This window comes from Pantoea cypripedii, assembly GCF_011395035.1.
In the GTDB taxonomy this organism is placed as follows: Bacteria; Pseudomonadota; Gammaproteobacteria; order Enterobacterales; family Enterobacteriaceae; genus Pantoea; species Pantoea cypripedii_A.
In genome coordinates, this window is record NZ_CP024768.1 from 3,961,816 (window position 1) to 3,984,937 (window position 23,122).

Sequence of the window (23,122 nt, forward strand, 5' to 3'; positions counted from 1 at the left end):
ATCCTCAGGTTAATGGCCTGGGAGAATGCAGATGGCGAACGCTCCGGTAACTTGAAGGTTGCCGGGTATATCAAAGCGTCAGGCTTGCCTTTATACTACCGCGCGATTGTTTATAAACTGCCCAAACGACAACAGATGGGAAATCTCAGGTGAAGTTCGTAAAGTATTTATTGATCCTTGCAGTGTGTTGCATCTTGCTGGGAGCCGGTTCGATTTATGGCTTGTACAAGTACATAGAGCCGCAGTTACCCGACGTAAACACATTAAAAGATGTGCGCCTGCAAACCCCCATGCAGGTTTATAGCGCGGATGGCGAGCTTATCGCCCAATACGGCGAAAAACGTCGTGTGCCGCTTACCCTGCAACAGATGCCGCCTGAGCTGATCAAAGCGTTTATTGCCACCGAAGATAGCCGTTTCTACGAGCATCATGGTGTTGATCCGGTTGGTATTTTCCGTGCTGCCAGCATTGCGCTGGTTTCCGGCCACGCTTCGCAGGGTGCCAGTACCATTACCCAGCAGCTCGCGCGTAACTTCTTCCTCAGCCCGGAACGCACTCTGATGCGTAAAATTAAGGAAGCGTTCCTGGCGATCCGTATCGAACAGCTGCTGACCAAAGATGAAATTCTTGAGCTGTACCTCAATAAGATTTACCTCGGTTACCGCGCCTATGGTGTGGGTGCTGCAGCACAGGTCTATTTTGGTAAATCAGTCGATCAGCTGTCGCTGAGTGAAATGGCGATGATTGCGGGCTTGCCGAAAGCGCCGTCAACCTTCAACCCGCTTTATTCGCATCAGCGTGCGCTGACGCGCCGCAACGTGGTGCTGTCACGCATGCTGGATCAGAATTACATCACCCAGCAGCAGTACGATGATGCTCGCAACACACCGCTGGTCGCCAGTTATCATGGCCCGGAGATCGCCTTCTCCGCCCCCTATCTGAGCGAAATGGTGCGCCAGGAGATGGTGAAACGCTACGGTGACAGTGCCTACGAGGATGGTTACAAGGTGTACACCACCGTGACCCGTCGTTTGCAGGAAGCTGCACAGCAAGCCGTGCGCAACAACGTGATCGCTTATGATATGCGTCACGGCTATCGTGGCCCGACTAACGTGTTGTGGAAAGCGGGTGAAACCAGCTGGGATCAAACCCGTATCCAGAACGCGCTGAAAGACCTGCCGCTGTATGGTCCGCTTAATCCGGCGGTGGTCACCAGTGTCAGTAATGACGGTGCTACTGCCATGATGAAAGATGGCAGCAGCGTATCGCTGACAATGGCCGGCGTCCGCTGGGCCAGAGCCTACAAATCCGACATCCTGCAAGGCCCCACGCCGCATAGCGTGTCTCAGGTATTGCAGGCAGGTCAGCAGATTTGGGTCCGTAAGGTTGATAATGACTGGTGGCTGGGTCAGGTTCCGCTGGTGAACTCGGCTCTGGTGTCACTCAATCCTGAAGATGGTGCGGTACGCGCGCTGGTGGGTGGTTTTGACTTCAACCAGAGCATGTTCAACCGCGCCACCCAGGCGTTGCGTCAGGTCGGCTCCAACATTAAGCCCTTCCTGTACACCGCCGCGATGGACCGCGGACTGACGCTGGCTTCAATTCTGAATGACGTGCCGATTTCACGTTGGGATGCGGGTGCCGGTGCCGACTGGCGACCGAAAAACTCCCCGCCGACCTATGACGGCCCTATTCGTTTGCGTCAGGGCTTAGGTCAGTCGAAAAACGTGGTCATGGTACGCGCCATGCGTGCTATGGGCGTCGATTACGCAGCGCAGTATCTGCAACGTTTCGGCTTCCCGGCACAGAACATCATTCATACCGAATCGCTGGCGTTGGGTGCCGCGTCATTCACCCCGATGCAGGTGGTACGTGGTTACTCGGTAATGGCGAACGGTGGCTTCCTGATCGATCCGTATTTCATTACGAAGATTGAGAACGAACAGGGTGGCACGGTATTCGAAGCCAAACCAAAAATCGCCTGCCCGCAGTGTAATTTGCCGGTGATTTATGGTGATACGCAAAAATCCGTCGCGTTAAATGAAGAGAGCGTCGAAAACGTCGCCGTCTCCAGCCAGGCACAGAATCAGACGGTGCCACAGCCGGAACTGGAACAGGTGCCTGCTCAGCCGCAACCGGCGGGCGACCAGCAGTATGCTCCGCATGTGATCAACACGCCACTGTCGTTCCTGATTAAAAGTGCCCTCAACAGTAACGTCTTCGGTGAACCGGGCTGGATGGGTACCGGCTGGCGCGCGGGTCGTGATCTGAAACGTAACGACATCGGCGGTAAAACCGGTACCACCAACAGCTCGAAAGATGCATGGTTCTCCGGCTACGGTCCTGGCGTGGTGACGTCGGTGTGGATCGGCTTCGATGATTCCCGTGCACTGGGCCGCACCACGGTTTCGGGTGCTATTCCGGATCAAATCTCCGGCTATGAAGGCGGCGCGAAGAGTGCACAACCGGCGTGGGATGATTATATGAAATCCGCACTGGATGGCGTCCCGGTTCAGCCACTGACGCCGCCAGACGGCGTAGTCACGGTAACCATCGATCGCGGCACCGGCAAGCTGGCGAATGGCGGCGGTAATACACGTCAGGAGTTCTTTATCAACGGTACACAGCCGACCGAATATTCGGTCCATGATGTCGGCACCACCATTATGGACAACGGGCAAAGCCACGAATTGTTCTGATTAAGTCTCAAAGAACTAACGAACCCAGAAAGGTCATCTTTCTGGGTTTTTTTTATCGTCGTTAGCGCTGATTTGAAATCATAAAGTCGGACATTGCATAGCATGTCACTTATAAGTTACATTCATATAAGCTCAGGGAATGAGGGAAAACAATGTATCGATCTCAGTACTATCAGGATGCGAATGGGAAGCAACCTTTCAATGAATGGCGGGAAAAACTCAAAAAGAAAGACCTGCGCGCCTTATCCAAAGTTGATAACAGCATTGACCGGGCAGAAGCGGGAAATTTCGGTGATCATAAATTCGAGCGGGACGGCGTATGGGAAATGCGCATCCATTATGGTCCCGGATACCGGGTATATTACTCGGTTGAGAATGAGGAGATCATTCTGCTCTTAGTTGGTGGCAGTAAAAACTCTCAGGATAGTGATTTAAATAGAGCAGTCAGTTACTTACAAGACTACAAAGCGAGATTTAAGAGATGACAGTGATTAAAAAAACTCAGGCTAACTCAATGGATGTCACTCAGAACTTTCCCTCTGCCGTAGATCGCGATACTCAACTGATAGAAGAACTTCGTGCTGATCCTGCATACGCAGAGATCTACTTACAAACTGCGTTAGAAGACATCTACGAAGACGGCGGTGTGCCTGCATTTCTCACCGCTCTGCGGCGTGTTATTGAGGCCCGGGGCGGCGTTGGTGAAATATCTAAACGCTCGGGGCTGGCCCGTCAAAATATCTATCGGGCGCTATCTGCTGACGGTAATCCAACTATCAAAACGCTGACCGAGATTACTCGCGCAGCCGGTGTGCGCTTAGCACCGTACCACGCTTAAACAACAGACGGTCTGGAGTCGGTAATTCGCCGACTCTTTTTTACATCACGCCGCGACAACCTCATGCCTCAGTAACTCAACCGCCCCTGTTTCACCAGCCATTCCCGCACTAAAAACAACGCACTCACGTTACGTGCTTCACGAAAATCAGGCTCCTCCAGCAAGGCCAGCAGGTTATTGAGTGGCCAGCGGCGGACAATCAGGGGTTCTGGTTCATCCCCCTCCAGCTTTTCCTCATACAGCCCTTCCGCGACCACAATGTTCATCTTGCTGGAAAAATAAGAGGGAGCCATGGTGAGTTTGCCCAATGTTTCCAGTTTGGTCGCACCGAAACCAACCTCTTCTTTTAGCTCACGGTCCGCCGCTTCGAAGGCACTTTCGCCCGGATCGATGAGTCCTTTTGGGAAACCCAGCTCGTAACTTTCCAGCCCGACGGCATATTCCTGAATCAGAATCACATCGTCACCGAGGATCGGTACAATCATCACCGCTTCCCGATCGGAAGGTTTCATGCGCTCGTAAACCCGCCGTGCGCCATTACTGAACGCGAGATCGACAGCTTCGATGGTAAATAATCGGGAGCGGGCCACCGCTGCCACGTTGAGGATGTCAGGTTTTTTCTGTGGAGTTTTCATATCAACCTCAAACTTTACACGACCTTGTGATGCGATAATGCCAGCATCGGCACAGCATACCGAAGCCCGAATAAATGTGCGACAAACAGCGCAGGTAAACTAAGATGTCATATATTTACTAACCGGTACTAACAACATATTGTTATTTCTGATTTAAAATTCTCATAATTAGTCAACCGGGAGAAGGTAAATTCAGAAAATACCGATTTTTAATTGAGTACGGTCCCGATACCATTCCGATAAGGAATAATCTAATAATTTCTAATTTAATGATTTTGCGCGTTATTTTATCTGACATTTCACTTGTCAGAATGACATCAGCTCGCCAAAATTGACCTGTATTGATCATTCACCGGGAGCAGATCGTTAACGTGAAGGCAGTTTTTTGGCTGAACTGAGCATAGCATGAGCACAATTATCATTATTCTGGCCATCGTGATGGCTTGCTCAATGCTGGCAGGCATAGGTTATTGGTACGCTATGCGGCATCGTCCGCCGTTGGCGAAACCTCTGCCGTTCATTAATCCGCCCTGCCGTAAACTCACTGACGAAGAACGCGCTGCCGTTGAAAAGTACATTGCCTCGCTGGCGAAACAGCATCAACAGCAAGACATGCGCGCCAGCAAGAAGCAGCGGGAACCGGAAGGATTAACGCTGACCGCGCAAAGCAACAATGTCTATCCCATCACCCGAGCGATTACCCGTTATGGTCTATCGACCGATGCCCCGCAGAAATGGCGTTACTATCTGGATGCTGTCGAAGTGCATCTGCCGCCACTGTGGGAACAGTACATCGCCGATGAAAATTACGTTGAACTGATTCGTACCCAAACACTGCCGCTGGTGATTTCGCTGAATGGCCATTCACTGGTGGACTACGCCGTTGAGCAGCCTGCGTTGCCGCCGCTGGTGCGCTCGATGTCGACCAATGCCTCGATTCGCAAAGAAGAGAGTGAAAATGTCGAGCTGCTGCAGGTACGTAAAGAGACGCCGGAAGAGTATGCACTGTCCCGCACCGATGGTACGCGTGAAGCGGCCACGATCTGTTTTGCTTTCCTGCTGTTCTTCCTGAGCCTGGTGCTACCGGGCAGCATGATGGTGTGGATTGCCCTGCTCGGTGGCGCGATGATCGCCGTCAGCCTGTGGTTTCTTTACCGTTTCCCCGGTGAAAAAGATTTGCGTGACGTGCATTGCCTGCGCGGCGCACCAAAACGCTGGGGCCTGTTTGGTGAGTCAAATCAGGAACAAAGCAACATCTCCCTCGGTATTATCGATTTAGTGTATCCGCCACACTGGCAGCCCTACGTGGCGCACGATCTGGGCCAGGTGACCGATGTAGAGATTTACCTGAATCGCCAGGTGGTACGCCAGGGACGGTTCCTGTCATTGCAGGATGAAGTGCGCAACTTCCCGGTGCAGCGCTGGCGCAAAAATCTGGTGCTGGCCTGTGGTTCGCTGCTGGTGCTGGTCATGCTGGTGAGCTGGATCCCGCTCAGCATGCCAATCAAACTCAGTCTTGCCTGGGTGAAAGGCACCGAAAGCCTCGAAGTGAATAGCGTCGATAAGCTGAATGCCATGCCGTTGCGTATTGGTGATAGCCTGAAGGTCAGTGGCACGGGCATGTGTTCTGTGCCGGGTAACTACCAGAGCAATCGCAGCTACACTTTTATGCCATTCGATTGTTCAGCTATCTACTGGAATAACGCCACACCGCTGCCGCAGCCACAATCGGATATTATCGATAAAGCTGCCGCGCTGCTCGACACCACCACACGCCAGTTGCACCCTGAAACCAACACCGATCCTAAACTCAACCCGCAACTCGCTTCAGCGATTCAGAAATCGGGTATGATTTTGCTGGATGACTTCTCCGATCTGGTGCTGAAAACTCAGGATTTATGCAGCCAGCAGCAGGATTGTGTGCGGCTGAAAAACGCGCTGGTTAACCTCGGAAATGCCAAAGATTGGGACACGCTGATCCATCGCGCGGATTCAGGGCGTCTTAACGGAATGAACGTGCTGCTGCGTCCGGTGAGCGCCGAGGCGCTGGAAAATCTGGTTAACACCGCGACCTCGACCTTCTTCTCACGCGAAACCCGCCGGGCAGCGGAAAATCTTAACAGCCCACCACCGGGTGGTTTTCTGATTATCAGCGATGAAGGCCGTCAACTGGTGAACCAACCGCAACCGGCTGTACCGTTGTTTGACCTCGATGCGCCCTCGCAGTGGCGCGAACTGCAACGCATGTCCGCGATGCTGCTGCATACGCCCTTCTCCGCCAGCGGCATCATTACCAGCATCACGACCGATGCCAACGGCACCCGTCATGTCGCGTTACATAATGAACCCGATGTGATGGCGCAGTGGCGTTATCTCGGCACCGCGTTACTGATGATGGTGTTGATTGCCTGCGCATTGATTAACGGCCTGCTGGCGTTACGCCGCGTGCACCGCAACCGCCGCCGCATGGCAGAGATTCAGCAGTATTACGACAAATGTTTTAACCACAATCTCAGCACTATGCAGAGCGTGCGCTCGCTGTTCTGAGCCTTTCCCTTCTGTGCTACCCTGTCGCCCTGTTTTCAGGGCGGGAAAAAACATGCAGGCTACGCTTAACTGGACCGGGATCGACACCGTGCTGCTGGACATGGACGGCACCCTGCTCGATCTCGCCTTTGATCGCCACTTCTGGCTGGAACATGTACCAGAAACCCTGAGTCGTGAGCGAGCCATCACGCTGAACGAAGCCCATCAATTGATTCGGGAAAAGTATCATGCCGTGGCGCATACGCTAAACTGGTACTGTCTGGATTATTGGTCGCAAGAGCTGGCGTTAGATATCCGCGCCATGACCTTTGCCCAGCGTGAACGCGCTGCCCTGCGTGAGGACACGCTACCGTTTTTGCAGGCGCTGCGAGCGGCAGGTAAACGCACCATTTTGCTGACCAATGCCCATCCATACAATCGGGACGTCAAACTGGCGCAGACCGGATTGTCTGCCCACCTTGATTTATTACTTTCTACCCATACCTTTGGGTATCCGAAAGAAGACCAGCGTCTCTGGCAGGCGGTGCAGCAGCAAACCGGTTTCAACAATGCACGCACATTGTTCATTGATGACAGCGAACCGATTCTTGATGCCGCAACGCGCTGGGGTATCCGCTGGTGCTTAGGCGTGAGTAATCCGGATTCCGGTCGCCCGGATCAATCCTTCAGTCGCCATCCGGCAGTGCGGGATTACCGTGAGTTGCTGGTGACACTGAGTTAAATCAGGAGCCGCAATGAAAGAGAAAGACAGCGAAGGCGTGCGCCTCGACAAATGGCTGTGGGCGGCGCGCTTCTATAAAACTCGCGCCATCGCACGCGAAATGATTGAAGGCGGCAAAGTGCATTACAACCGCCAGCGCAGTAAGCCGAGCAAACTGGTGGAGCTGGAAGCGGAGTTGACGCTTCGTCAGGGCAATGATGAACGCACGGTGATCATCACTGCCATCAGCGATCAGCGTCGCCCGGCCACCGAGGCCCAGGCGCTGTACGCTGAAACCGCCGCCAGCATTGAGAAACGGGAAAAGCTGGCACTGGCGCGCAAAATGAACGCCCTGAGTATGCCGCACCCCGATCGCCGCCCTGATAAGAAGGAGCGCCGCGATCTGATGAAATTTAAATTGTCGGGCGATGAATAACTCGCGCCCCAACGAGAGAAAATCTATGTCTGTTCAAGATCAACTGCACCGTTACCTGTTTGAAAATGCGGCCGTGCGCGGCGAACTGGTGAATGTCTCAAAAACCTGGAGTGAGATCGTGGAAAACCACGACTACGCTGAGCCGGTAAAAAACCTGCTGGGCGAGTTACTGGTTGCCACCAGCCTGCTGACGGCCACACTGAAGTTTGATGGTGACATCACCGTGCAGTTGCAGGGCGATGGCCCGCTGTCGCTGGCGGTGATCAACGGTAATAACCGTCAGGAGCTGCGTGGTGTCGCGCGTGTGAAAGAAGAGATCGCGCCAGGGAGTAGCCTGAAGCAGATGGTCGGAAACGGTTATCTGGTGATCACCATTTCTCCGGAAAAAGGCGAACGCTATCAGGGTGTGGTCGGTCTGGAAGCAGACACGCTGGCAGGTTGCCTGGAAGATTACTTTATGCGTTCTGAGCAGCTGCCAACCCGCCTGTTCATTCGTACCAGTGAAAAAGGTGCTGCCGGAATTCTGTTGCAGGTACTGCCTGCTCAGGAGCCAAACCTCGATGATTTCAATCACCTGGCGACACTGACCGAAACCGTCAAAGCTGAAGAGTTGATCGAACTGCCCGCCACTGATGTCTTATGGCGTTTGTATCATCAGGAAGAAGCGACGGTGTACGATCCTACGCCGGTGATGTTCAAATGCACCTGTTCGCGTGAGCGCTGTGGCGAAGTGCTAAAAACGCTGCCGGTGGAAGAAGTTGATGAGATCCTCGAAGAAGATGGTGAAATCGACATGCACTGCGATTATTGCGGCGCGCATTATGTTTACGATGCGGTCGATATCGCGGCGATTCGTAATACACCAACCGGTAGCAGCGATCAGCTGCACTGATGGTCTGGGCGGCGGCCGCCGCCCTTAATTCTTACCTAAATTACCTTCTTTTCTCTGACATTAGTTTCATAACTAATTGATTCGTCAGCTAATGCGTCATGGGTCGCATTTCTGACTAACAAACCTTTTCCCGCCTGCCCGGTGGAGTACACTGCGCGCGATCATGCCCTGCCCACAACCGGGACAGCCCGCGAGATCACCTCTCATAATTAATAATAAAAACAGACACCGATTAAAGGAGCATTCACATGCGCGTTAACGGCCTGACATCGCAAGATCTCGCCACTTTAGGCATCAATGACACGACGGAAGTGGTGTACAACCCGGACTTCGACACACTGTTTCAGGAAGAAACTCGCCCTGAGCTGGAAGGCTACGCACGGGGCGTCCTGACGCAAAGCGGTGCTATCGCGGTTGATACCGGCATTTTCACCGGTCGCTCACCGAAAGATAAATACATCGTGCGCGATGACACCACACGCGACACCCTGTGGTGGAATGACGTGGGGGAAGGTAAGAATGATAACCAGCCCCTGACACCCGAAACCTGGCAGTCGCTGAAGCAGTGCGTCACCCGGCAGTTATCCGGTAAGCGCCTGTTTGTGGTCGATGCGTTCTGCGGTGCCAACCCGGATACACGCCTCAGCGTGCGCTTCGTGATGGAAGTTGCCTGGCAGGCACACTTCGTCAAAAACATGTTCATCCGTCCGACGGAGGAAGAACTGGCACAGTTCACCCCGGATTTCGTGGTGATGAACGCAGCGCGTTGTACCAATCCCAACTGGCAAGCGCAGGGATTGCATTCAGAGAATTTCGTTGCCTTTAACCTGACAGAACGTATGCAGCTGATTGGCGGCACCTGGTACGGCGGCGAGATGAAGAAGGGCCTGTTTGCCATCATGAATTATCTGCTGCCGCTGAAGGGTATCGCGTCGATGCACTGCTCGGCCAACGTCGGTAAAGCGGGCGATGTCGCAGTGTTCTTTGGTCTTTCCGGCACCGGCAAAACCACACTGTCGACCGATCCCGATCGTCAGTTGATTGGTGATGATGAGCACGGCTGGGACGATGATGGGGTCTTCAATTTTGAGGGGGGTTGCTACGCCAAAACCATCAATCTCTCGGCGCAGGCTGAACCGGAAATCTATAACGCGATTCGCCGCGATGCACTGCTGGAAAACGTGGTGGTCAATGCTGATGGCAGTGTCGATTATGCCGACGCCAGCAAAACCGAGAACACCCGTGTCTCCTACCCGATTGAACACATCGAAAACATTGTGCGTCCGGTATCCAAAGCCGGTCATGCCCGGCGCGTCATTTTCCTCACTGCCGATGCCTTCGGCGTGCTGCCGCCGGTTGCACGCTTAACGCCAGAGCAGACGCAATACCATTTCCTGTCTGGCTTTACCGCCAAACTGGCTGGCACTGAGCGCGGTGTCACCCAGCCGACACCCACCTTCTCCGCGTGTTTTGGTGCCGCGTTTCTGACCCTGCACCCCACGCAGTACGCGGATGTGCTGGTAAAACGCATGGCCGCGGCGGGGGCACAGGCTTATCTGGTCAATACCGGCTGGAACGGGAGTGGTAAACGCATTTCGCTGAAAGAAACCCGCGCGATTATCAACGCGATTCTGGCGGGCGAACTAGATGAGGTGGAGACGCAAACGCTGCCGGTATTTAACCTGCAAATCCCTGGACGGCTGGCACAGGTGAGTGGTGCGATACTTGATCCGCGCACCAGCTGGCCCAGCTCTGCGGCATGGCAGGAAGCCGCAAACGATCTGGCGCAACGTTTTATCGACAACTTTACCAAATACACCGATAACGCCGCTGGAGCTGCATTGGTAAAAGCCGGACCGCAAGTGCCTTAATCCTGGTGCGCATAAATGCGCACCCTACGCCGTAGGGTCGGCATTTATGCCGACCGGAATACGTCAGGCATTATGGTTGCTGTTGACCAGCGCCGTACCGGTTTCCGGCACCGGCAGCCAGGCACGAATACGCAAGCCACCGTGTTCACTGACGCCAATCTCCAGTGACCCTGCGTGTGCATCGATAATACGCTGCACAATCGCCAGCCCCAGGCCCGTACCACTGGTACTACGCGCGCTATCACCACGCACAAAAGGCTGGAACAGATGCTGCAACTGCTCCGGTTTAATCCCCGGACCGTCATCTTCCACCTGGAACCAGGCGCGATTCAGCTCCTGCCCACTGCTGACCTTAATCCAGCCGTTGCCATAACGCGCGGCATTCACCACCAGGTTCGCCACCGCGCGCTTAATCGACAGCGGGTTGATGTCCAGCATCAACTCCTCTGGCATCACTGCATTCTCAATCTCGCGCTCGTAACCACTCTCGGCAGCCACGACTTCACCCAGCACGCTATTCAGATCGGCACGCTCGGTCTGCATCTCCTGGCCGGTACGCAGATAGTCGATAAACTGTTCGATAATCGCGTTGCACTCTTCGATATCTTTGTTTATCGACTCAGCCAGATAGCCGTCTTCCTCGCTCATCATCTCGGTGGCGAGGCGAATACGCGTCAGCGGGGTGCGCAGATCATGGCTGACACCCGCCATCAGCAGGGTGCGGTCATCCGCCAGTTGCTTCACGCCTGCCGCCATCTGGTTAAAGGCGCGCGTCACCGAACGCACTTCCGATGCGCCATATTCACGCAGCGGCGGCGGAATAATGCCTTTCCCCACCTGTAAGGCGGCATGTTCAAGATCGACCAAAGGTCGGTTCTGAATGCGGATAAACAGCCATGCACCGCCTATCGCCAGCAGCATAATCGCCAGCGTGTAGCGGAACAGTGGAGAGAAGTCCCCCTGATGGATTTCGGTCAGCGGCACACGCACCCAGATATCCGGCGACAGCCAGGTTTTCAGCCACACCACGGGGGAGTTTTTATTCACTTCTACCCGTACATCGGTTGGCCCGCCAAGCTGCTGTGCCATCTGCTCGCTCAGAAACTCGTAGTGCTGCGCCCAGCGCAACCCACTCTCTTCCGCTGCGGCATTGGTATACAGCGAGATACCCAGCTCACGATAGATTTCACGCCGGAAGGCCGGTGGCACTTCCAGCTGCGTGCCATCTTCCAGTTGCAGACGGTCGGTCATCAGCATACGGACTTCGTAAGCGAGAACTTTGTTGAACTGCTGCAGGCTGGGAAGAATGGCGAAATTCAACACCACCAGATAGGTCGTTACCAGGCTGACGAACAGCAAGGTAACGATCAATAACAGGGTGCGGGCAAACGAACTGCGAGGTGAGAAGCGCAATCGCCTCATGCTTTACTGCCGTCCGGAACGAATACGTAACCAAGACCCCACACGGTCTGAATGTAGCGCGGATGTGCGGGATCTTCTTCCACCATGCGACGCAGGCGGGAAATCTGCACATCGATAGAACGTTCCATCGCACTGTACTCACGACCACGCGCCAGGTTCATCAGCTTATCGCGCGACAGCGGTTCACGCGGGTGGCTGACCAGCGCTTTCAGCACGGCAAATTCCCCGCTGGTGAGCGGCATAGGCTCATCTTCACGGAACATCTCACGCGTACCCAGGTTCAGCTTGAATTTACCAAAAGCGATAACGGCCTCTTCCTGCGACGGTGCGCCTGGCAGTTCATTCGCCTGACGGCGCAGCACAGCACGGATACGCGCCAGTAGCTCACGCGGGTTGAAAGGCTTCGGAATATAGTCGTCGGCACCAATTTCCAGCCCGACAATACGGTCCACTTCTTCGCCTTTGGCGGTAACCATAATGATCGGCATCGGATTGCTTTGGCTGCGCAGACGGCGGCAAATTGACAGACCATCTTCGCCCGGCAACATCAGGTCGAGCACCATCAGGTGGAAAGATTCGCGGGTTAACAGACGATCCATTTGCTCGGCGTTGGCAACGCTGCGCACCTGAAAGCCCTGTTCGGTGAGATAGCGTTCGAGCAACGCGCGCAAACGCATATCATCATCGACGACCAGAATTTTGTAGTTCTCTTGCATGTTCAACTCCCAAAGGCGCCATTGCCTGAGCCAATATTGTTAAAAAAAGATGCCTTACAGTGACAGTCATTAATGGTTTATATTCTAGCCGAAATTGTTACAAAGCATATTAAACAGCAGCTTATCTTTAATTTCACCGCTTAATTGTGGCGCATTTCTCGCTTTTTGCTCGTTCGATCAATATGTTTGAGGGATCTCTGAAAAATCACGCCCTTTTCTTTTTGTCACTGGTTCTGCCGATAGCGGCATGAAGCGAAGTCACCCGCTTCGCTATTTTTCTGACGATTCCACTGCAGAATATCCCATCAAATCCCTGTTGGGCGCATAAAATGTGGCGTTTTTTTATTACACCCCGCAACTTCTCTCGGATGAATCTCTGGTCCTGACGAAATCAGGACCATTACTCAATAAAGCAATAAAAATCAATCAATAACACCCACTTCCTTCTCACGACATGATCTCAGACACTGCTTTCGTACCTGGTGAAAATGAGTTCATGTGGAGAGAAAGAAAATGAAAAAAAGTCTGTTTCTGCTGAGCGTACTGGTGCTGACCAGCAGCACCCAGGTCCATGCGGCTGCCACCATGGGAGACGCCGCTGGTGCTCAGGCATCTTCAAACGCGAAAGGCACATCGGAAGCCGTCGGCATTGGTGCCGTAGCTGCATTGCTGGGGGTGGCGTTAGCTACCGCAGGTGGCAACGATAACGGCACCTCGACATCAACCTCAACCACCACCATGACCCATCCCGCTAAATAACGGATTTAAGGCGCGGCAGGAACGCGGCGCCTTGCGTGTTTTACCAGCCCTTTCGCCAGCGGAGAATAATTTTTACCCCCGGCTTTCTTACAAAAGCTATTATTCTCCGCCCCTTTTTTCTTCTGCGTCTTTCACGTATTCAATGCGATTCACCAGCCAGAGTTTCTGCCCTTCCGGCGTCGTCACCAGCACTTCGTCATCGACTTCTTTTTTGATCAGCGCACGCGCCATCGGGGAATCAATCGAGATGTAATCTTTCACGTCACCGTAGATTTCATCCGGGCCGACAATGCGAAAACGTTTCACATCTCCCTGTTCGTTTTCCACCTCAACCCAGGCCCCAAAGAAAACTTTCCCTTCCTGCTGCGGTGCATAATCAACGATCTTCAGCTCCGCCAGGCATTTACGCAGATAACGCACGCGGCGGTCGATTTGCCGCAGCAGGCGTTTATTGTAGGTGTAATCGGCATTTTCCGAACGATCGCCCAGGCTGGCAGCCCAGGAGACAATTTTGGTGATTTCCGGACGCTTTTCATTCCACAAATGATCGTGCTCAGCACGCAATTTGTTATAGCCCTCGCGGGTAATCAGTTGGGTTTTCATCGCGTCAACTCGTCGTAGCAGGTCTTATTTAGCATAGTGGAGGCTAACAATATGCGACCAGCCGGACATCAGCAAGGTCGACCCTGCAATGTGCGAAACGCATTCAGAAAATGACGGATTCACCTGCCACCGTCTGGCAATTTTCACCCTCAGCCCGTATAACTGTCCCCTGTTTCTTAACCCCGTGTAAGCAAGACAGTAACTGATGATGAAAGATTCGCTGAGCCAGATTATCGCAAGTGAGCTGAAGGCGCGTGACGAACAGGTTGACGCCGCCATCCGCCTGCTTGACGAAGGGAACACCGTGCCGTTTATCGCACGCTACCGTAAGGAAGTGACCGGCGGGCTGGACGATACCCAGCTACGCCAGCTGGAGAGCCGCCTCGGCTACCTGCGTGAGCTGGAGGAGCGCCGCCAGTCGATTCTGAAATCCATCGACGAACAGGGCAAACTCACCGCCGACCTCGCCAGCGCCATTAATGGCACCCTCAGTAAAACTGAGCTGGAAGACCTCTACCTGCCCTATAAACCGAAACGCCGCACCCGTGGTCAGATTGCCATTGAAGCCGGTCTGGAACCCCTGGCCGACACGCTCTGGCAGGATCCGTCGCACGACCCTGAGCAGCTGGCTGCGGGCTATGTCGATGCCGACAAAGGCGTTGCCGATGTCCGTGCAGCGCTGGATGGCGCACGTTATATCCTGATGGAGCGCTTTGCTGAAGACGCCACCCTGCTGGCCAAAGTGCGTGATTACCTGTGGAAAAATGCCCACCTGGTTGCCCGCGTCGTGGAAGGCAAAGAGGATGAAGGCGCGAAATTCCGCGACTACTTCGATCATCACGAAGCACTCAGCACCGTGCCTTCACACCGTGCGCTGGCGATGTTCCGTGGCCGCAACGAAGGCGTGCTGCAACTGTCGCTGAATGCCGATCCGCAATTCGAAGAAGCCCCGCGTGAGAGCCACGGTGAAACCCTCATCGCCAGCCACCTGAACCTGCGTCTGAACAACGCCCCGGCAGACAGCTGGCGCAAAGCCGTGGTGAGCTGGACATGGCGCATCAAGGTGTTGCTGCATCTGGAAACCGAGCTGATGGGTACGGTACGCGAGCGCGCCGAAGATGAAGCCATCAACGTGTTTGCCCGTAACCTGCATGATCTGCTGATGGCCGCGCCTGCGGGCATGCGTTCGACGATGGGTCTCGATCCTGGCCTGCGTACCGGTGTGAAAGTGGCGGTGGTTGATGCCACGGGCAAACTGGTAGCAACCGACACCATCTACCCGCACACCGGCCAGGCAGCCAAAGCGGCAACCGCTGTCGCCGCGCTTTGCGCCAAACATCAGGTTGAACTGGTGGCAATTGGTAATGGCACCGCATCGCGCGAGACCGAACGCTTTTTCCTTGATGTGCAGAAGCAGTATCCGCAAATCAAAGCGCAGAAAGTGATTGTCAGCGAAGCCGGTGCTTCGGTTTATTCCGCTTCGGAGCTGGCCGCGCTGGAGTTCCCGGATCTGGATGTGTCGCTGCGTGGCGCGGTGTCGATTGCCCGTCGTTTGCAGGACCCACTCGCCGAACTGGTGAAGATCGATCCGAAATCCATCGGTGTGGGCCAGTACCAGCACGACGTCAGCCAGAGCCAGCTGGCGAAGAAACTGGACGCGGTAGTGGAAGATTGCGTGAACGCCGTGGGTGTCGATCTCAATACCGCCTCGGTTGCTCTGCTGACGCGCGTCGCGGGCCTGACCCGCATGATGGCGCAGAACATTGTCAGCTGGCGCGACGAAAATGGCCGTTTCCAGAACCGCCAGCAGTTGCTGAAAGTCAGTCGTCTTGGCCCCAAAGCCTTTGAACAGTGTGCGGGCTTCCTGCGCATCAACCACGGTGATAACCCGCTGGATGCTTCCACCGTACACCCGGAAGCCTATCCCGTGGTTGAACGCATTCTGGCCGCCACCGAGCAGGCGCTGAATGAGTTGATGGGCAATCCTGGCAGCCTGCGTAACCTCAGTGCGCGTGATTTCACCGATGAGCGTTTTGGCCTGCCCACCGTCACCGACATCATCAAAGAGCTGGAAAAACCGGGCCGCGACCCGCGTCCTGAGTTCAAAACCGCGCAGTTTGCCGAAGGCGTGGAGACGCTCAACGATCTGCTGCCAGGTATGGTGCTGGAAGGTGCGGTCACCAACGTCACCAACTTTGGTGCCTTTGTCGATATCGGCGTGCATCAGGATGGCCTGGTGCACATTTCATCGCTGTCGGATAAGTTTGTCGAAGATCCACATCAGGTGGTGAAAGCCGGGGATATCGTCAAAGTCAAAGTGATGGAAGTCGATCTGCAACGTAAGCGCATCGCACTCACCATGCGTCTGGATGAGCAACCGGGTGAGAACAACGTGCGCGGCGGTGGCAACCGCAGTACGGGCAAAGAGTCGGCGCGTCCGTCACAGGCGAACAAAGGCCGGGCAAAACCTGCCAGCCTGCCTGCCGGTAATAGCGCGATGGGCGATGCGCTGGCCGCTGCCTTCGGTAAAAAACGCTAACATCCTGCCCTGAAAGGCGCGGTGGCTGCCTGGTCACCGCGCACATCAGGTTGATAAATCTCCTCATCCAGCTACGCTGAAAAAATCCGTGTGAAAAAATGACCTTCCGCGTGGCACAGCGATCTGATGGATATTATCAACGCCTTACTTGATGAGATTTATGCAGGCACCTTCCCCGTGGCGGCCCGTGAGCGTCTGCTTTCCCATATTCGTGCCGCACGCGATACCGTCAAAATCCCGCGTAAACCGCACTGGGATGAAAAAGATGTGGTGCTGATCACCTATGCCGATCAGTTTCGCGAACCGGAAGTGCCCACGCTCGCCACCTTCTCCCGTTTTTATCAGCAGCATCTGCAAGGCACCTTTTCACTGGTCCATCTGCTGCCATTTTTTCCCTACTCATCGGACGATGGTTTTTCGGTCATCGACTATCATCAGGTCAACCCGATTTGTGGCGACTGGCAGGATGTGGCCGCGCTGCATACCCACACCCGGCTGATGTTCGATTTCGTCTGTAACCACATGTCCGCGCACAGCGCCTGGTTCCGCCACTTTCTGGCGCAGGACCCCGGCTGGGATGACTTTTTTATCAGTATGCCGCCCGCGACCGATCTCAGCGCCGTGACGCGCCCACGCACATCACCACTGCTGACGCCGTTCACAATGGCCGATGGTGCAACGCGTTTTATCTGGACCACCTTCAGCGCCGATCAAATCGACCTCAACTTCGCCAATCCGGAAGTGCTGATCCGCATGGTTAACGTGCTGCTCGATTATCTGAAGAAAGGAGCCGACTATGTCCGGCTGGATGCGGTGGGTTATATGTGGAAAACGCCGGGAACGAACTGTATTCACCTGCCTAAAACGCATCAACTGGTGAAATTGTTCCGCGCCATTGCCAATGTGGTCGCGCCCGGGACAGTCATCGTCACCGAAACCAACGTGCCGCATAAAGATAACATCGGCTACTTCGGCAATGGCCACGACGAGGCGCAGATGGTGTACCAGTTTTCGCTACCGCCGCTGGTGCTGCACGCCATTCATTCCGGCTCCGGGCGCGCACTGCGCCAGTGGGCCAGCTCGCTGGATCTCAGCAGCACTGACACCACCTTTTTTAACTTTCTGGCGTCGCATGACGGCATTGGCCTCAATCCGGCACGCGGTATTTTATCTGAAGTGGAAATTGTGGCGCTGGTGCGCGATTTGGCGCTGGAGGGGGCGCTGGTGTCCTACAAAAACAATCCGGACGGCACCACCAGCCCGTATGAAATCAACGTCACCTATCTTGATGCGCTGAATCTCCAGGATGACGATGACCACACGCGACTGCGCCGTTTTCTGCTGGCCCATGCCATCCTGCTGGTCTTTCCCGGGGTGCCCGCTATCTACATTCAAAGTATCCTCGGCTCGCGTAACGACAACGAAGGGGTGCGCGCTGCCGGGCACAACCGCGCCATTAATCGTGAGAAATACAGCTTACGTGAGATGGAGCAGTTCCTGAGTGGCGGCAATGCGCTGCGCCAGCAGGTGTTTGAACGCCTCAGCGCGCTGATTCAATTGCGCATACGCCAGCCAGCCTTCCATCCGGACAACCCGATGACGCTGTTCGATAGCGATAACGCCTTGCTGGTGCTGCGCCGTCATAAGCCTGACAGCCAGGAAGGTTTACTTTGCGTGTTTAATCTCAGCAGTCGCGAGGTTGAAACGACATTGCCGCAGGCGCGACACTTTCACGATTTGATCAGCGGTGAGAAGATTGATGGCGGCCAGCCGATCAGACTGGCCGCCTGGCAATTTATGTGGTTACGTGGCTGACTATTTGTAGACATCCGCGATGCCGCTAAACTTCCCATGTTCACGGCCAGCAATCACCAGAAAATATTTCCCGCCTTTTTCATCCGCCATTTTCGACAACGCGGCTTTGGCATCCATCGGTGAAGTGGTTTCCGCCGTGGTATGTACCGTACCAATTTTTTCCAGTTTCATTTCCTTCACTTGCTCTTTGGTGACCTCTTTGGCCGCCAGGGCTGAAAATGAGACTGCACCCATCACCACTGCCGCCAAAACCGTATTGATGATTTTCATTAAATTACCCTCACTTATTATTGGCTTTTCCAGGATGTGAGCGCATCAGGAACCAGGTTCCCAGGGTTTAGTTGCAGAGGTAAACGATACGACTCACCCGGAAAGTATTGACCTTTCCGGGAGAATTGCCAGTTAGCGCGGCAGGTGGTCGCTAAAGCTAAGAATATGCTGACAAAATGCGTCGGGATGGGAAATAAATGGCGCGTGAGCCGCTTTCTCCATCACCACTGAGGGTGAGTGCGGCCAGCGGGCATCCAGCTCCGCCGCGATACGGCGTGGCACCAGCCCATCCAGATAACCATACAGGCGCAGAAACGGCAGCCCGAGCGCATCCAGTGCAGTACGCAAATCAGCGTGGCGCAGAATTTCCAGCCCCCCTTCCAGCACCGCCACCGAGGGCATCGGCTGCGACAGGACGATTTCTTTCAACTGACGCGCATCCTGGCGGGCGCTTTCAGTACCCAGCGTCTGCAATGCCAGAAAACGTTCTACGGTGCGCTGGAAATCGTTACTTAACTGCTGCTGAAAACCCTGCAGGGTTTCGGGTTTGATACCCGGCCATGCTTCGCTGGCGGTAAAACAGGGCGAGGAAGCGACGCTAATCAACCCGGTTACGCGTTCCGGCTGCGTGAGTGCCAGCTGGCTGGCGACCAATCCCCCCAGCGACCAACCCAGCAACAGGCTACGCTCAGGCAGATGTGCCACCAGTTGTTGCGCCATGGCGGGCAGCGTCAGTGCGCCAAAATCCTGGCTGCGGCCAAACCCTGGCAGATCGACCAGATGCAAACGGAAATGCGGGCTGAGTCGCGGAATGATGTTTTGCCACACTTCGGCATTCAATCCCCAGCCGTGCAGCAGCACAAGATCACGATCTCCCGTGCCTGTGGTGTGCCAGTAAAGCGAACTCATCGGTTACTATCCTGAAAGTGAAAAGGAGGTCGCTATGCTATCAATCCCTGCCCTGTGTTGGCTATGTCGTCTGCCGCTACGGCTGGCACAACATGGCCTGTGCAGCAGCTGTTTACGCCAGTTGCCTGCCTTGCCTGAACTCTGTCCATGCTGTGGCCTGGCCGCGCGTGCCCATCAGCCCTGTGGCCGTTGCCTGCAACGTCCTCCCCCGTGGCAGTACCTGATTTGCGTCAGCGACTATCAGCCCCCGCTCAGCCACTGGGTACAGCAGCTGAAGTTTTCCCGCGCTACCGCACTCAGGGTGATGCTGGCGCGGCTGCTTTTGCTAAAGTGGTTAACCATGCGGCGGCGTTATGCGTTGCCTTACCCGGATATCATTCTCAGCGTCCCCCTGCACCCGCGCCGTCATTGGCAGCGTGGATACAATCAGGCGGCGCTGCTGGCGCAACCCCTGGCGCACTGGCTGGGTTGCGATTATGCGGAAGGCGTGCGGCGGGTGCGCAAGGCTGCGGTACAGCATGTTTTGAGCGCATCGGCACGCAGGAAGAACCTGCGTGGGGCATTTCGCCTTGAAATCCCGCTGCGCGGACGCCATATCCTGCTTATCGACGATGTGGTGACCACCGGCAGCACAGTGGCAGAAATCAGCCGCTTGTTGCAGGCAGCGGGCGCTGCCAGCGTACAGATTGGATGCCTGTGCCGTACCTTGTAGAGCGTCGGCGTTGGGCGTATTATAACCAACTAAATTAGTCAACTATTGAGCAATCGCCATGATCCGTATTACTGATACTGCGCAAGAGCACTTCTCAAAACTTCTCTCAAAACAGGAAGATGGCACCCAGATTCGCGTATTCGTTATCAACCCGGGTACGCCAACCGCCGAGTGCGGCGTGTCTTATTGTCCACCCGATGCCGTTGAGGCGACCGATACCGAGCTGAAGTTTGAAAAGCTGTCAGCCTATGTTGACGAGCTGAGTGCTCCCTACCTGGAAGACGCGGAAATCGATTTTGTCACCGACAACCTCGGTTCCCAGCTGACGCTGAAAGCACCGAACGCCAAAATGCGTAAAGTTTCTGACGATGCGCCGATGGTCGAACGCGTTGAGTATCTGCTGCAGGCGCAGATTAACCCGCAGCTGGCGGGTCACGGTGGCCGTGTTTCGCTGATGGAAATCACTGATGACGGTTATGCCATTCTGCAATTTGGCGGCGGCTGCAACGGTTGTTCGATGATTGACGTCACCCTGAAAGACGGTATCGAGAAAGAGCTGCTGGCAGCCTTCCCGGAACTGAAAGGCGTGCGCGACCTCACCGAACATCAGCGTGGCGAGCACTCCTACTACTGATTCTCTGCGCGCGACAGCGACCCGACGCGGTCGCGCGTGTTATTTCCCCCGACGCCCGGCACTCACTGCCTTTAGCAACCGCTGCACTTCCCCATCCGCAAACATCGTTTCCAGCGTGACGCCAAGTTTTCGTCGCCAGTTGGGATATTGCTCCACCGTACCCGGTACATTCACCGGTGAGTCCATGCCCAGCCAGTCCTCCGGTTGCAGACCCAGCAGCGCGCTCTCCGTCGCTGCGAGGAAACGGTGAATCGCCAGATTGAGCGTGGGCGACATCGCAAGTTTAGTCGCCTGCTTAGCGCTACGGGCAGGCAACGTACCGGCCTGATGTAACGCATCCAGCAGCGCCTGCTTCTGCTTTGCCCGCTGTTGTTGCAGGGATTGCAGCACGATTTCTCCGGGATACAGCCCGAGTTTGTTTCCCAGCAACAAATCACCCGCCTGCCAGAAGCCGGTCAGGGTTGGCAGGTCATGGGTGCTGGCGCTGGCGATAGACTGGCGCGGATACTCTGCCGGCAAACGGTAGCTCTCATCGCGATGTTGCTCAAACCACAGCACCTTCCAGGAAAAAATGCCGCTGTTGCGCAGCAGGCTGACAATCTCTTTCGGCACCGTCCCGAGATCTTCGCCGATCACCATGCAGCGATGGCGCTGACTTTCCAGCGCGAGGATCGCCAGCAGATCCTGAACCGGATACGCGACATACGCGCCTTTATCTGCCGTCTCGCCATAGGGGATCCACCATAAACGCAGCAGCCCCATCACATGATCGATACGTAACGCGCCACAATCGCGCATATTCGCACGCAGCAGATCGATAAACGGCTGATAGCCGCGCGCGCGCATTACATGAGGATCGAGCGGCGGCAACGACCAGTTTTGCCCAAGCGGACCAAGACGGTCCGGTGGTGCACCGACCGACGCGCGCAGTTTGTAGAGTTGCGGATCCTGCCAGGTCTCCGCACTGCCCTGCGCCACGCCCACCGCCAGATCGCGATACAACCCCACCGCCATGCCCAGTTGCTGACTCCGCTGCCAGCAGCGGGCAAACTGCTGCTGCGCCAGCCACTGTAACCAGCTCCAGAACTGGATCTCATCCTCATGCTGCGCGCACCACTGCTGCACTTCAGGCAGATGGGCATTGCGCCAGCCTTCCGGCCAGCCAGTCCAGCCCCACGTCTGTTGATCCTCTGCGCCGCGCTCAGCCTGGATGCCATCAAACGCCGCCTGATAACGCAGATGCTCACCACCTTGTGCAACAAACTGCTGAAATTCGGGCTTATCATGCTGCCGGAACGTCTGCCAGGCGAGGCGCAACGCATGGATTTTAAGCTCCGCCACCGCGCGGTAATCCACCCAGTCACTGGCGCGGGCAAGCTCAAGCGTGCGACGGGTTTTGGCGCTTTTCCACCAGCGCTGTGCTGCGCTGCTGTGCTGGAAATCCTCCAGTTGGTTGACATCGATATACAGCACATTCAGCCAGTAGCGCGAGGTGGGGCTGTAGGGGCTGGCCATCTCCGGCTGTGCCGGATAAAGCGCATGCAAAGGATTGAGACCGACGAAATCACCGCCCTGCGCAGCCACCTGTTCCAGCATCCGCTCCAGATCGCCAAAATCACCGATCCCCCAGTTATGATCGGAGCGCAGCGTATACAGCTGCACCAGCGCCCCCCAGCGTTTTTCTCCCTGCTCCAGTGGAGCAGGCAGATAACAACGGCGTGGAGCAAGGATGATACGTGTCAGCCACTGCTGGCGGCCTTTGCGCAGCGTCAGCTGGTGGTAGCCCTGCGGCAAACGCGACGGCAGCAGCAGCGGCTCCCCCCCCTGCACGCTGCCCTGCCACTGTTTTCCCTGTTCGGATATCAGCTGCCAGCTGAATTCACCGCTCCCCTGTGGCACCAGCTGGCGTTTAGCCCGCCCGGTAAACACCTGCACCGGGGGCAGCGGCGGGGTTTTGCCCGCAGGCGTGTCCATCACGTCAAGCAACGCGCGTTTGGTGTCGTCGCTGATGGTTGCGGGTTCACCTTTGGCGTTGATAAAACGTAGCGCGATACCGGCATCTTGTGCCGCCTGGTCCAGCTTGCTTAGCGTCATGATTTTTCCTTAACCCGCGCGATAAATCGCG

The 23,122-nt window shown here is 55.4% G+C and carries 20 protein-coding genes; 13 read left to right on the forward strand and 7 right to left on the reverse strand.

The features are described from left to right. The first annotated feature begins 149 nt into the window (after positions 1–149). The 3 genes from mrcA (at position 150) to CUN67_RS18575 (ending at position 3,537) form a co-directional block, all read left to right on the forward strand. Entirely contained in the window at positions 150–2,699 is a 2,550-nt protein-coding gene (gene mrcA / locus CUN67_RS18565; RefSeq protein ID WP_208716749.1) for a peptidoglycan glycosyltransferase/peptidoglycan DD-transpeptidase MrcA, read from the forward strand. 152 nt (positions 2,700–2,851) lie between these two features. Further along, complete coding sequence (locus CUN67_RS18570) at positions 2,852–3,184, forward strand: type II toxin-antitoxin system RelE/ParE family toxin (protein WP_208716750.1); 333 nt, start codon at positions 2,852–2,854, stop codon at positions 3,182–3,184. Continuing rightward, complete coding sequence (locus CUN67_RS18575; RefSeq protein ID WP_439332265.1) at positions 3,181–3,537, forward strand: helix-turn-helix domain-containing transcriptional regulator; 357 nt, start codon at positions 3,181–3,183, stop codon at positions 3,535–3,537. The genes CUN67_RS18570 and CUN67_RS18575 overlap by 4 nt, the downstream gene beginning before the upstream one ends. Positions 3,538–3,605: 68 nt before the next feature. Here CUN67_RS18575 and nudE read toward each other — a convergent pair whose 3' ends face one another. Next, a complete protein-coding gene (gene nudE / locus CUN67_RS18580; protein ID WP_084877477.1) occupies positions 3,606–4,172 on the reverse strand; it encodes an ADP compounds hydrolase NudE in 567 nt (188 codons plus the stop codon). A gap of 405 nt (positions 4,173–4,577) precedes the next feature. Here nudE and CUN67_RS18585 point away from each other — a divergent pair, with 405 nt between their 5' ends. The 5 genes from CUN67_RS18585 to pckA all read left to right on the forward strand — a co-directional run bounded on the left by CUN67_RS18585 (position 4,578) and on the right by pckA (position 10,618). Continuing rightward, the gene (locus CUN67_RS18585; RefSeq protein WP_208716751.1) at positions 4,578–6,719 is read left to right on the forward strand and encodes an intracellular growth attenuator family protein; all 2,142 of its coding nucleotides are present in this window, start codon (positions 4,578–4,580) and stop codon (positions 6,717–6,719) included. Between the two features lie 52 nt (positions 6,720–6,771). Then, the gene (gene yrfG / locus CUN67_RS18590) at positions 6,772–7,440 is read left to right on the forward strand and encodes a GMP/IMP nucleotidase (RefSeq protein WP_208716752.1); all 669 of its coding nucleotides are present in this window, start codon (positions 6,772–6,774) and stop codon (positions 7,438–7,440) included. 13 nt (positions 7,441–7,453) lie between these two features. After that, the gene (gene hslR / locus CUN67_RS18595; RefSeq protein WP_208716753.1) at positions 7,454–7,855 is read left to right on the forward strand and encodes a ribosome-associated heat shock protein Hsp15; all 402 of its coding nucleotides are present in this window, start codon (positions 7,454–7,456) and stop codon (positions 7,853–7,855) included. A 25-nt stretch (positions 7,856–7,880) separates the two neighbouring features. Further along, a complete protein-coding gene (hslO, locus tag CUN67_RS18600; protein ID WP_208716754.1) occupies positions 7,881–8,747 on the forward strand; it encodes an Hsp33 family molecular chaperone HslO in 867 nt (288 codons plus the stop codon). A gap of 248 nt (positions 8,748–8,995) precedes the next feature. Next, positions 8,996–10,618, forward strand: a complete 1,623-nt coding sequence (gene pckA / locus CUN67_RS18605; protein ID WP_208716755.1) for a phosphoenolpyruvate carboxykinase (ATP) — start codon at positions 8,996–8,998, stop codon at positions 10,616–10,618. Positions 10,619–10,681: 63 nt separating this feature from the next. On the opposite strand, the gene envZ is transcribed toward pckA, so the two are convergent. Continuing rightward, positions 10,682–12,040, reverse strand: coding sequence for a two-component system sensor histidine kinase EnvZ (envZ, locus tag CUN67_RS18610; RefSeq protein WP_208716756.1), 1,359 nt, complete (start codon positions 12,038–12,040; stop codon positions 10,682–10,684). Next, the gene (gene ompR, locus CUN67_RS18615; protein ID WP_001157751.1) at positions 12,037–12,756 is read right to left on the reverse strand and encodes an osmolarity response regulator transcription factor OmpR; all 720 of its coding nucleotides are present in this window, start codon (positions 12,754–12,756) and stop codon (positions 12,037–12,039) included. The genes envZ and ompR overlap by 4 nt, the downstream gene beginning before the upstream one ends. A gap of 513 nt (positions 12,757–13,269) precedes the next feature. Between ompR and yjbE the strand changes: the two genes are divergently transcribed. Then, positions 13,270–13,515, forward strand: coding sequence for an exopolysaccharide production protein YjbE (gene yjbE / locus CUN67_RS18620; RefSeq protein WP_208716757.1), 246 nt, complete (start codon positions 13,270–13,272; stop codon positions 13,513–13,515). A gap of 99 nt (positions 13,516–13,614) precedes the next feature. Here yjbE and greB read toward each other — a convergent pair whose 3' ends face one another. After that, a complete protein-coding gene (gene greB, locus CUN67_RS18625; protein WP_208716758.1) occupies positions 13,615–14,118 on the reverse strand; it encodes a transcription elongation factor GreB in 504 nt (167 codons plus the stop codon). Positions 14,119–14,326: 208 nt separating this feature from the next. On the opposite strand from greB, the gene CUN67_RS18630 reads away from it, so the two are divergent. Further along, on the forward strand, positions 14,327–16,657 hold the full coding sequence (locus CUN67_RS18630) for a Tex family protein (protein WP_439332283.1): 2,331 nt from the start codon (positions 14,327–14,329) through the stop codon (positions 16,655–16,657). A gap of 126 nt (positions 16,658–16,783) precedes the next feature. Then, positions 16,784–18,472, forward strand: coding sequence for an alpha-amylase family glycosyl hydrolase (locus CUN67_RS18635; protein WP_208716760.1), 1,689 nt, complete (start codon positions 16,784–16,786; stop codon positions 18,470–18,472). Here the strand turns inward: CUN67_RS18635 and CUN67_RS18640 are convergent, their stop codons facing one another. Together CUN67_RS18640 and bioH are read right to left on the reverse strand one after the other, a co-directional pair. Then, on the reverse strand, positions 18,473–18,742 hold the full coding sequence (locus tag CUN67_RS18640) for a DUF1471 domain-containing protein (RefSeq protein WP_208716761.1): 270 nt from the start codon (positions 18,740–18,742) through the stop codon (positions 18,473–18,475). 132 nt (positions 18,743–18,874) lie between these two features. Then, positions 18,875–19,651, reverse strand: coding sequence for a pimeloyl-ACP methyl ester esterase BioH (bioH, locus tag CUN67_RS18645; RefSeq protein WP_208716762.1), 777 nt, complete (start codon positions 19,649–19,651; stop codon positions 18,875–18,877). Positions 19,652–19,685: 34 nt separating this feature from the next. Between bioH and gntX the strand changes: the two genes are divergently transcribed. Next, positions 19,686–20,363 (forward strand): DNA utilization protein GntX, encoded by a 678-nt coding sequence (gene gntX / locus CUN67_RS18650; RefSeq protein ID WP_208716763.1) that lies wholly within the window; start codon positions 19,686–19,688, stop codon positions 20,361–20,363. A 58-nt stretch (positions 20,364–20,421) separates the two neighbouring features. Next, complete coding sequence (gene nfuA / locus CUN67_RS18655) at positions 20,422–20,997, forward strand: Fe-S biogenesis protein NfuA (RefSeq protein ID WP_084877517.1); 576 nt, start codon at positions 20,422–20,424, stop codon at positions 20,995–20,997. A gap of 39 nt (positions 20,998–21,036) precedes the next feature. Here nfuA and malQ read toward each other — a convergent pair whose 3' ends face one another. Continuing rightward, entirely contained in the window at positions 21,037–23,091 is a 2,055-nt protein-coding gene (gene malQ / locus CUN67_RS18660; protein WP_208716764.1) for a 4-alpha-glucanotransferase, read from the reverse strand. Positions 23,092–23,122 lie beyond the last annotated feature (31 nt).